6 protein-coding genes are annotated in these 9,395 nt (G+C 72.5%); 1 reads left to right on the forward strand and 5 read right to left on the reverse strand.

Annotation, left to right across the window (positions count from 1 at the left end; all coding sequences use genetic code 11):
* Nucleotide 1: 1 nt before the first annotated feature.
* Nucleotides 2–1,171 (reverse strand): globin domain-containing protein, encoded by a 1,170-nt coding sequence (locus FB382_RS04100; RefSeq protein WP_182537031.1) that lies wholly within the window; start codon nucleotides 1,169–1,171, stop codon nucleotides 2–4.
* A 380-nt stretch (nucleotides 1,172–1,551) separates the two neighbouring features.
* Here FB382_RS04100 and FB382_RS04105 point away from each other — a divergent pair, with 380 nt between their 5' ends.
* Nucleotides 1,552–3,699, forward strand: coding sequence for an MMPL family transporter (locus FB382_RS04105; protein WP_182537033.1), 2,148 nt, complete (start codon nucleotides 1,552–1,554; stop codon nucleotides 3,697–3,699).
* Here the strand turns inward: FB382_RS04105 and FB382_RS22480 are convergent.
* The 4 genes from FB382_RS22480 to FB382_RS04125 form a co-directional block, all read right to left on the reverse strand.
* Nucleotides 3,669–6,209, reverse strand: coding sequence for a DUF4153 domain-containing protein (locus FB382_RS22480; protein ID WP_182537035.1), 2,541 nt, complete (start codon nucleotides 6,207–6,209; stop codon nucleotides 3,669–3,671). The genes FB382_RS04105 and FB382_RS22480 overlap by 31 nt on opposite strands.
* Nucleotides 6,206–6,928, reverse strand: coding sequence for a response regulator transcription factor (locus tag FB382_RS04115; RefSeq protein WP_182537037.1), 723 nt, complete (start codon nucleotides 6,926–6,928; stop codon nucleotides 6,206–6,208). Before FB382_RS04115 ends, FB382_RS22480 begins: the two co-directional genes overlap by 4 nt.
* A 64-nt stretch (nucleotides 6,929–6,992) precedes the next feature.
* A complete protein-coding gene (locus tag FB382_RS04120; RefSeq protein WP_182537039.1) occupies nucleotides 6,993–7,601 on the reverse strand; it encodes a hypothetical protein in 609 nt (202 codons plus the stop codon).
* 4 nt (nucleotides 7,602–7,605) lie between these two features.
* Complete coding sequence (locus FB382_RS04125) at nucleotides 7,606–9,351, reverse strand: S8 family serine peptidase (RefSeq protein ID WP_182537041.1); 1,746 nt, start codon at nucleotides 9,349–9,351, stop codon at nucleotides 7,606–7,608.
* Between the last annotated feature and the right edge of the window lie 44 nt (nucleotides 9,352–9,395).

Below are 9,395 nucleotides of genomic sequence, written 5' to 3' on the forward strand. Positions count from 1 at the left end.
GCTAACTCACCTGCTCGTTGAGGGCTGCGTCGGCGTTCTGCTCGCTCGCGGCCGCGTAGTAGAAGTGTTCGTACTTGATCTGCTCGGTCGGCATCCCCGCAGCGGTCAGCTGCTCGAGGGTGTGGGCGACCATCTGCGGCCCGCCGCACACCATCGCCGTACGTCCGCCGAGGTGCTGGCGGGACGCGATCGAGCCGACCTTGCCCCGGGTGCCCGGGAAGGACGGGTCGTCGGAGACGACCTCGGTGTACTCGAACCACGGCCGGTCCTTGGCGAGCTCGCGCAGGACCTTGCGGTCGTAGAGGTGCCAGGGCATGCGTACGCCGTGGAGCAGGTGCACCCGCGGGGCCGCACCGAGGCGCTGCCACTCGCGGTCGATCTGCTCCAGGACGCCGCGCAGGGGCGCCAGGCCGGTGCCGCCCGCGACCATCAGGAGGTCGGTCGGGTCGTTCTCGGTACGGGTCAGCCGCTCACCGACGGGGGCGCCGAGCTTGACCGTGTCACCGGCCTTCAGGGACCGGGTCAACGCGGTGCTGACCTGGCCGCCGTCGATCTGCTGCACGTGCAGGTCGATCGACCAGTCCTGGCGCGGCGCGTTGGCCGGGCTGAAGTAGCGCCACAGCCGGGGCCGTTGCGGGATCTCCATCGACAGCGACTGGCCGGGCAGGAACTTCAGCTCACGCTTCGGCTGGAGCCGGACCAGGGTGAGGTCCATCATCCGTCGCTCGACCTTGACCACGTCGGCGTCCCAGAAGTCCGGGGTGGTCTCCTGCGACATGTCGGCCGCCTCGACCATGATCCGGGCGATCACCTGGTAGGCCATCGCCCAGTCGGCCGCGAGGTCCTCGTCCCACTCGTCGCCCAGGAAGTGCGCCAGGGTCGCGCACAGCGAGGCGCCGACGGCGTTGTAGTGCTCGGTGATCACGCCGTACTTGCGGTGGTCCCGCGCCAGGTGCTGGAGGAACGCCTCGTCGGTCTCGAGCTGGTCGACGTGGCTGACGACCCGACCGAGCGCGCTGACGAGCTTGTCCCGCTGGTTGGCCATCGACAGCGGGAACATCGACCGCACCTCAGGGTGCGCCAGGAACAGGTGCGAGTAGAAGTACAACGGCACGGCGTGCCCGTGCTTCGTCACCTGGTCCCAGCTGCGCTGCAGGGCAACTGTGTCCATGACCGGGGCCCTATCGGTCGTGTCCGGTGGGCCCCTCGATGCCGACGGGCGGCCCCCAGGTGGACCGTGCGTGCTCCCTGCGATGGACGGCGTCGGCCGTCGCGAAATACATGGACAAGGGTTTCCCTCCCACTTGTTAGACCCCCGTCTCCCGCGGCCCTGATACCCGCGGGCCCGGGGCTCAAACCTGGTCTTCCCGAAACGTGACGAGGTGTCCTCCGGAGCGGACGCGCGCGCCCGATCTGCGTCGCTCAGCGGGCAGTCGCGCCGACGCGACCCAGGTCTGGACCGCCCCCAAGATCATTGCGATCGAGGACGCGGGAGGCGGCCGGGGTCACTAGCGTCGTGCTGATGCGTCCCCGCACGACAGGAGCCGTTCGATGCGTCGCTGGGCCGAGTTCGTGCTGCGGCACCGCAGGTGGGTCGGGGTGTTCTGGCTGCTCGTCCTGGTGGCCGGCGGCGCGTCGGCGAGCCGGACGAGTGACCGCCTGACCGTCGACTTCTCGCTGCCGGGGCAGCCGGGCACCGAGGCGACGAGCCTGATCGTGCAGGCCGTGCACAACGGCGGCAACACCACGCCGATGCTGGCGACGGTCACGATGCCCGAGGGCCAGACGATCACCGGCAACGAGGACGCGGTCGCGCAGGCGTTCGCGGCCATCGAGCAGGGCGTGCCGGACACGCGGGTCGTCGACGAGGCCAACACCGGGGACACGGCGTTCCGGACCGACGACGACCGCACGGCGTACGCCATGGTCTTCTACCCCTTCCCGCAGACGTTCGACGCCAAGCCGCCCACGGAGCCGATCCGTACGGCGGTCGAGGGGGCCGTGCCGTCCGGGGCCGTGGTGGGGGTCACCGGCATCGACGCGCTCGCGATCGGCGACGACTCCGGCGGTCCCGGGGTGCTGACCGAGACCCTCCTCGGCGGACTGGGTGCGCTCCTCGTGCTGGCGTTCGTCTTCGCCTCGATGCTGGCGCTGCTGCCCCTGGCGGTCGCGGCGGTGTCGATCCTGGCGACGTTCCTGATGCTGCTGCCCCTGACCTACCTGACCGACGTGTCGTTCATCGTGCAGTTCCTGGTCGCGCTGGTCGGGCTGGGCGTCGCGATCGACTACTCGCTGATCCTGGTCACCCGGTGGCGGGAGGAACGCGACCACGGCAAGAACAACCACGAGGCGGTCGTCGCGGCGATGGAGACCGCCGGGCAGGCCGTGCTCTTCAGCGGCCTGACCGTGGCGATCGGTCTCCTGGCGCTGATCGTGCTGCCGGTGCCCTTCATGCGCAGCATCGGCATGGGCGGCGCGCTGATCCCCTTCGCCAGCGTGATGGTGACGCTCTCGCTGACCCCCGCGATCCTCGGTGGCATCGGGCCGCGCGTGGACTGGCCCAAGATCCGCCACGAGAACAAGGCGAGCAAGGGCTGGACGAAGTGGGCCCGCCTCGTCGTACGCCGTCGCGTGGCCGCCCTCCTCGTGGCCCTGCTGGCGCTCGGCCTGCTGTTCGTGGCGTTCCTCGGCATCAAGATCGGCGCCGCCTCCTCCGACTCCCTGGCCCAGAGCGGCCCGGCGGTGACCGCGCTCCACACCCTCGAGGACGGCGGCATCACGACCGGGGCGCTCACGCCCATCGAGGTGCTGACCGAGAGCGACCAGGCGTCGTCGGTCGCGGCGGAGCTCGGCAAGATCCAGGGCATCGACGCCGCGCTGGTGTCGACCGGCGCGACGAGCACCGCCGACGGCCGGACCGTGGTGGTGCTGATCCCCGACGGCGAGACCGTCAACTCGCGCAGCGTCGAGGTGGTGCGGCGCGTCAAGGACGCCGCCGACGGCATGCCGGGCGTGCTCGGGGTGGCCGGCCTCGGCACCGCCCAGGTCGACTTCCTGCACGCGGTCTACGGCAACTTCCCGCTGATGCTCTCGCTGATCGCGCTGCTGACCTACGTGCTGCTCGTTCGGGCGTTCCGATCGCTGCTGCTGCCGCTCAAGGCGGTGATCCTCAACCTGGTCTCGCTCACCGCCGTCTACGGCGCGATGGTGCTGTTCTGGCAGGACGGCCACGGCTCCGACGCGCTCTTCGGCATCTCCGAGACCGGCGCGGTGACGTTCTGGGTGCCGCTGATGGTCTTCGCGTTCCTCTTCGGGCTGTCGATGGACTACGAGGTCTTCATCCTGGCCCGGATCCGGGAGGAGTACGACGCGGGGCACCCCACCGACTCCGCCGTCATCGAGGGCATCGGGCGCACCGGCCGGCTCGTCACGAGCGCCGCGCTGATCCTGTTCCTGGCGTTCGCGGCCCTCGCGTCGGGCCCGGGCACCGACCTGAAGGTGATGGCGACCGGCCTCGGCTTCGGCATCCTGCTCGACGCGACCGTCGTCCGGTCCCTCCTGGTGCCGTCGCTGGTGTCCCTCTTCGGCCGGTGGAACTGGTACCTCCCCGACGGCGTCGCCCGCCTCCTGCGGGTCGAGCCGTCGCACGCCCACACCGAGCGGCCGGATCAGTCCACGTTCTCGCAGGTGGGGAAGTAGCGGTTGTCCTCCAGGTGGGCCCGGAGGATCGGGTCCGCGCGGTGCCGGCCCAGGTTCCACGCCAGCCAGTCGTCGTCGGAGCCGGTCCCGTGGCCGGCGAGGGCGCACGGCACGGCGTCGCGCGGCAGCGTCGCGAGCACCGGCACGGCGTCCGCGGACAGGCCCTCGAGGTAGGACCAGTCGACCTTGCCGGTCGCGGCGTACCGGTCGATGTTGTGCTGCGCGATCCACGCGTCCGGGTTGACGGCGGCCAGGGCCAGCAGCAGGCCGGCGCCGCTGAGCAGCGCGGCACGCGGCAGCCAGGCGGCCCTCAGGGTGATCCCGGCGGCGAGCAGCCCGACCACGAGCAGGCCCAGCCAGCCCTCGAACACGTCGACGAGCAGGCGCAGCCGGGTGAAGCCGTAGGCCTCCTGGTAGAGGTGCATCCGGTGCACCGCCGAGGCCACGACGACGAGCGTCAGCACGCACAGCAGGCCGAGCGAGCCACGCAGCCAGGCCACGTCGGACGGGGTCGCACGAGGTGCCTTGCGGGCGGCGGCGCCGACCACCAGCAGGGTCAGTGCGGTGGCGACGGTGAGCTGGCCGAAGCCCTGGTGGACGTACTCGGCGTAGGTCAGGCCGGTCGTGCGCTCGAGGTAGCCGTGGCCGCCGAAGATGACCGTCGCCTGCGCGGCGAGGAAGAGGAGGAAGACCGCGTCGACCAGCAGCACCGGCGCGAGCCACTCGTAGCGCTGGGCGACCGGTCGCGCCGGGCCGCTGCTCGTGTCGACCGAGGGCGGGTTGACGGCGAGGTACGCCGCGGCGAGCACCATGCCGCCGACGGCCACCGCCAGGAACGCCCGGAAGACGAGCGTGTCGTGGTGGAAGTTGGGGACGAGCACGTCGACCCACGAGGCGAAGAGCGCGTCCGCGGAGGCGAAGAGCAGTCCGAAGACGAGCACGGCGAGGACCGACAGCGCGACCGTCCGGACGGCCGCCGTGGACCGCCCGGGACCACCGGTGCCGCGCAGTGACCGGCCGAGCCAGGGCAGGCCGCGCAGCCCGGCGAGCGGCCAGGCGATGCCGGCGAGCACGAAGCCCCGCAAGGTCCGGCCGTCGACCAGCCCGGCCATGCACACGGCACCGCCGGCGAACAGGCAGAGCGCCACGATCCACTGGGCGTCCCGGACGACCACGGTGCCGGCCAGGAGCAGGCAGAGCCCGGCGCAGGTCAGCGTGAACGGCGAGCGGCGGTGCACGCTCGAGGCGAGCAGGACAGCCCCGGCGGCCAGCAGGACCAGGAAGGTGCCCAGCCCGAAGCTGCGGAAGGGCAGGACCACGCTGGCGAGCAGGCCGACGCCCGCGCTCGCGAGCAGCGTGCGCCGGCTGCCGGGGACGCCGGCGTCGGGCCAGAAGCGGCCGAAGAGCGCGTCCAACGTCGGCTCGGGGACCCGGACGGCGGGCGGTGTCGGGGCGGGGATCGACATGGCCGGCTCCTCGGTCTCGGTTGTCCGGGTGGTGGTGGGGGTCAGGACGGCGGGCAGCTCGGCGCGCACGCGGGCGCCGGTGCGGCCCGGCTCGGGGTCGACGACGTGGATGGTGCCGCCGTGCAGGTCGGTGACCCAGCGGGCGATGGCCAGCCCGAGGCCGGTGCCGCCGCCACCCTCGGCGTCGGAGAGCGTGCCGAACCGCTCGAACACCCGGTCCCGGTCGGCGGCCGCGATCCCGGGCCCGTCGTCGTGGACCTCGAGCCGCCAGCCACCGTCCGTCCCTGCCGCGGTGACCCGGACGACGCCGCCCGTGGAGCTGTGCCGCGAGGCGTTGTCCAGGAGGTTGGCGACGAGCTGGTGGAGCCGCGCCGGGTCGGCCGGGACGCTGAGCGCGGGCGGGGTGACGCGCACGTCGTAGGTCACCTCGCGGCCGGTCGCCCGGGCCTCGGCCACGGCCCGGTCCAGGAGGTCTCCGACAGAGACGTCGGTGGGGGAGAGGTCGGTCTGCCCCGCGTCCACGCGGGCCAGGTCGAGCAGGTCCGAGGCGAGGGCCGAGAGCCGCTCGGCCTGGTCGAGCGCGGTGCGGAGCGCGACGGGGTCCGGCTCGGCGACCCCGTCGACGAGGTTCTCCAGCACCGCACAGAGCGCCGCGAGCGGGGTCCGGAGCTCGTGGCTGACGTTGGCCACCAGCTCGCGCCGCTGGCGGTCGACCTGTGCGAGGTCGGCGGCCATCCGGTTGAAGGCGCGGGCCAGCTCGCCGACCTCGTCACTCGAGGTGGCGGTGACGCGTACGTCGTGGTCGCCGCGGGCCATCCGGCCGGCGGCCGCGGTCATCTCGCGCAGCGGTGAGGTCATGCCGACGGCCAGCAGCTGGGTCACGCCCAGGGCCAGCGCCACGGTGACCGGGACGGCCAACCAGATGGGTACGCCGCCGCCGGAGCCGATCGCGCCGACCACCGACGCGACCGTGACGCTGACCGCGACGAGGACGCCGAGCTTGACCTTGACCGAGCTGACGCGGTCGAGCACGGGCGTGCTCATCGGCTGTCCGCGGACGGGGTCTCGAGGGCGTAGCCGACGCCGTGCACGGTGCGCACCCGGTCGGCGCCGATCTTGCCGCGCAGCGCCTTCACGTGGCTGTCCACCGTGCGGGTCCCCGTCGCGCCCTGCCAGCCCCAGACCTCGGCGTACAGGTGCTCGCGCGTCAGCACGGTGCCCGGGCTGGCGGCCAGGCAGAGCAGCAGGTCGAACTCGGTCGGGGTCAGGTGCACCTCGTCCCCGGTGACCCAGACGCGGCGGGCGGCCGCGTCGACCCGCAGGTCGCCGAGCCGGTCCAGGGAACCGGCCGAGCGGGTGGCGAGCTCGGCGGCCCGCTCGACACGGCGGAGCAGGGCCGCGACCCGGGCCACGAGCTCACGCATCCGGAAGGGCTTGGTGAGGTAGTCGTCGGCGCCCACGCCCAGGCCGACCAAGATGTCCGCCTCGTCGTCGCGGGCGGTGAGCATCAGCACCGGGACCGGCCGGTCGGCCTGGATCCGGCGGCAGACCTCGTGGCCGTCGAAGCCGGGGAGCATCACGTCCAACAGCACCAGGTCCGGCGCCGTCTCCGCGCAGAGCCGCACGGCGCCGGGGCCGTCGAAGGCCTGGACGACCTCGTAGCCCGACGAACGGAGCCGGTCGGTGACGGCCTGGTTGATGACCGGCTCGTCCTCCACCACGAGGATGCGCGGCGCGGCGACGGCGGTCCCGGTGACTGGCATGCAGCGAGCGTAGGAGTCGAGGAGGGGGTGAGTGGGGGACGACTCGTGAAGGTTCTGTGCAGGTCTACCCCTGCGCGGCCAGCGCCGCTCCTTCGGCGAAGAACGCCGCCAGGTCCGGGATCTCCGACAGGGGGTGGGCCGCCCCGAAAGGGGCGTTCCAGAACGGCCCGGTGTGCTGGTCCGGCCTCCACGGACCGACGTAGGCGTAGGGGACGCCGAGGAAGTCGTCGCCGGGGGAGACGCCGTAGTTCACCTCGTCGCGGGTGATGCCCAGGTCGAAGTGCTCGGGCCAGAGCACCCGGTCGAGGTCCGGGGCGAACGCGGTCATGGCCTCCGCCCCGGCCCTGAACCCCTCCGCGATCTCGGCGGCCGCCGCCGGGTCGAGCCGGAGCGGGTGCTCCGCCGTCAGGCCCCAGCCTCCGGAGTAGACGTCGTCCAGGGAGTGCGGGACCACCCCGGCCCCGGCCCCGACCTCGGCGATGGTGCGCCCGTCGAGGGGGACCGCCCAGCCGCCGACGACCAGGGACGTGCCCTCCACCCGCACGGAGGGCTCGGCGACCGTGCCGAACCCTCCGGGGGTGACGCGCAACCTGATCGTCCCGCTCACGACGTGCTGCGGTCCGGCGAGCAGCAGCTCGGCGACGGCGTGGAGCGACAACCGGGTGGTCTGCACGATGTCACCGTACGGCGGCTCCGGCGTTGACCATGCCCGCGCCGTAGGCGTCGGCGAAGCGGATCGGGTGCCGGAAGTCGAGGTGGCACCAGCCCGTCGGGCACGGCCCGGCGGTCGTCGAGTCGGTCTTGTTCGCCGGGTCGTTCGGGCCCGTCAGGTTCACCATGTCGGTCCGGGCGGTGGCCCGGAGCTTGGCGAGCAGCCCGTTCGGGTTGCCCTGGAGCTCGGGGTGGGCCGCCAGGGTCAGCGCGGCGACGCCCGTCGCGTTGGGCGAGGACATCGAGGTGCCCTGCAGCCACCCGAACGCCGAGCCGTTGACCTTGAAGCAGGCGAAGGTCAGGAAGCTCGCGAGCGACGGATCCTGGCAGATCTCCCCGTTGGCGGTCAGCGCGCCGAGGGTGCCCCACCCGCCGTAGAGGATGTCACCGGCGCCACCGTCGTAGCGCGGGATGTTGAACTTCCGCGCGCCGCCCGGGGCGGCGATGTCCACGCGCGACCCGTAGCTGGAGTAGTAGGTCAGCTGGTCGCGTGCGCCGACCGCCGAGGCCGGCCACTTGATCGCCGGGTCGACCGAGGCCGGTTGCGGGGCGATCGCGTTGTTCGTGGCCGAGACCATGACGACCCCGGGCACGCCGGCCGGCACCTCGAGGAGGCCGCGGTAGTCGTTCTCGGCGACCGAGGTCCCGGGGATGATGTCCGCGATCCCCTCGGGTCCGCTGTCGACCCGGCCGACCCCGGCCAGGCCGTTCCAGGTGACCCGGTTGACCCGGACGTGCTCGTTGCCGGCGGAGGCGAAGATCGCCGTGCCGTTGGCACGGCAGTAGTTCGTGGCGTCCACCCAGAGCTGGTAGTCGCCGGTGTCGAGGACCGGGTCGTCGTAGCCGCCGATCGACATGTTGATCACGTCGGCGTCGGCGTCGCAGGCGCGGATCATGCCGTCGACGATCCAGGTGGTCAGCCCACCACCGAGCGTCGTCGACAGCGTCTTGAAGCCCATCACCGTCACGTTCGGCGCGACGCCGTTGGAGGCGAAGCCGTTGACGGCGCCGGCGATCCGGCTGCCGACCCACGTGCCGTGGCCCTCGGTGTCCCCGCTCGAGCAGTCCTTCTCACCGAGGCCGGGTCCGAACTGTCGCGTCAGCACGTTGCAGGGGATCGTGTTGGCCGAGTCCTGGCCGTCGTAGTTGGCGGCAAGCTCCTTGTGCGAGCCGTCCAGGCCGCTGTCGACCACCGCCACCCGCACCGTGCGGTCGCCCAGGGTGGTGGCCCAGGCGGCCGGCACGTTCATCCGGTTGTCGTCCCACTGGAGGATGCCCTCGGGGTTGGTCTCGCCCGCGAACGACGACAGGTTGTGCCACGGGTCGGGGACCGGGTCGGTGCCGGGGCTGCCCAGCTGGGGGCTCCCCGTGGTGGCCGCCGCACCCGACGAGTCGGGCTCACCGACGCTGATCCACTTGTCGAGCCAGACGCTCTTGACCTTCGAGTTGCCCTTCACGTCCGAGCGGAACGCCCCGTTGGTGGAGACCACCGCGAGCGCGCCGATCTTGCTGAGGTCGGTCGTGACGACGCCGCCGCTCGCCTTCACGGCGGCGTACATCTGGTCACGCGTGGTGCCCGGGGCGAACCGGACCACGGTGACGTTCCAGGGGTTCGTCGACGACGTGGGCTGGGCCTGGGCCACGGTGGTGGCGGCGGCCGGCATCCCGATCGCGGCGACGGCGATGGCCGAGGCCAGGAGGAATCTGCGCATGCGCACATCAGAGCACCGGAGTGGGGCCTCTCCATCGCCTCAAT

This window comes from Nocardioides ginsengisegetis (assembly GCF_014138045.1).
GTDB classification, from domain to species: Bacteria; Actinomycetota; Actinomycetes; order Propionibacteriales; family Nocardioidaceae; genus Nocardioides; species Nocardioides ginsengisegetis.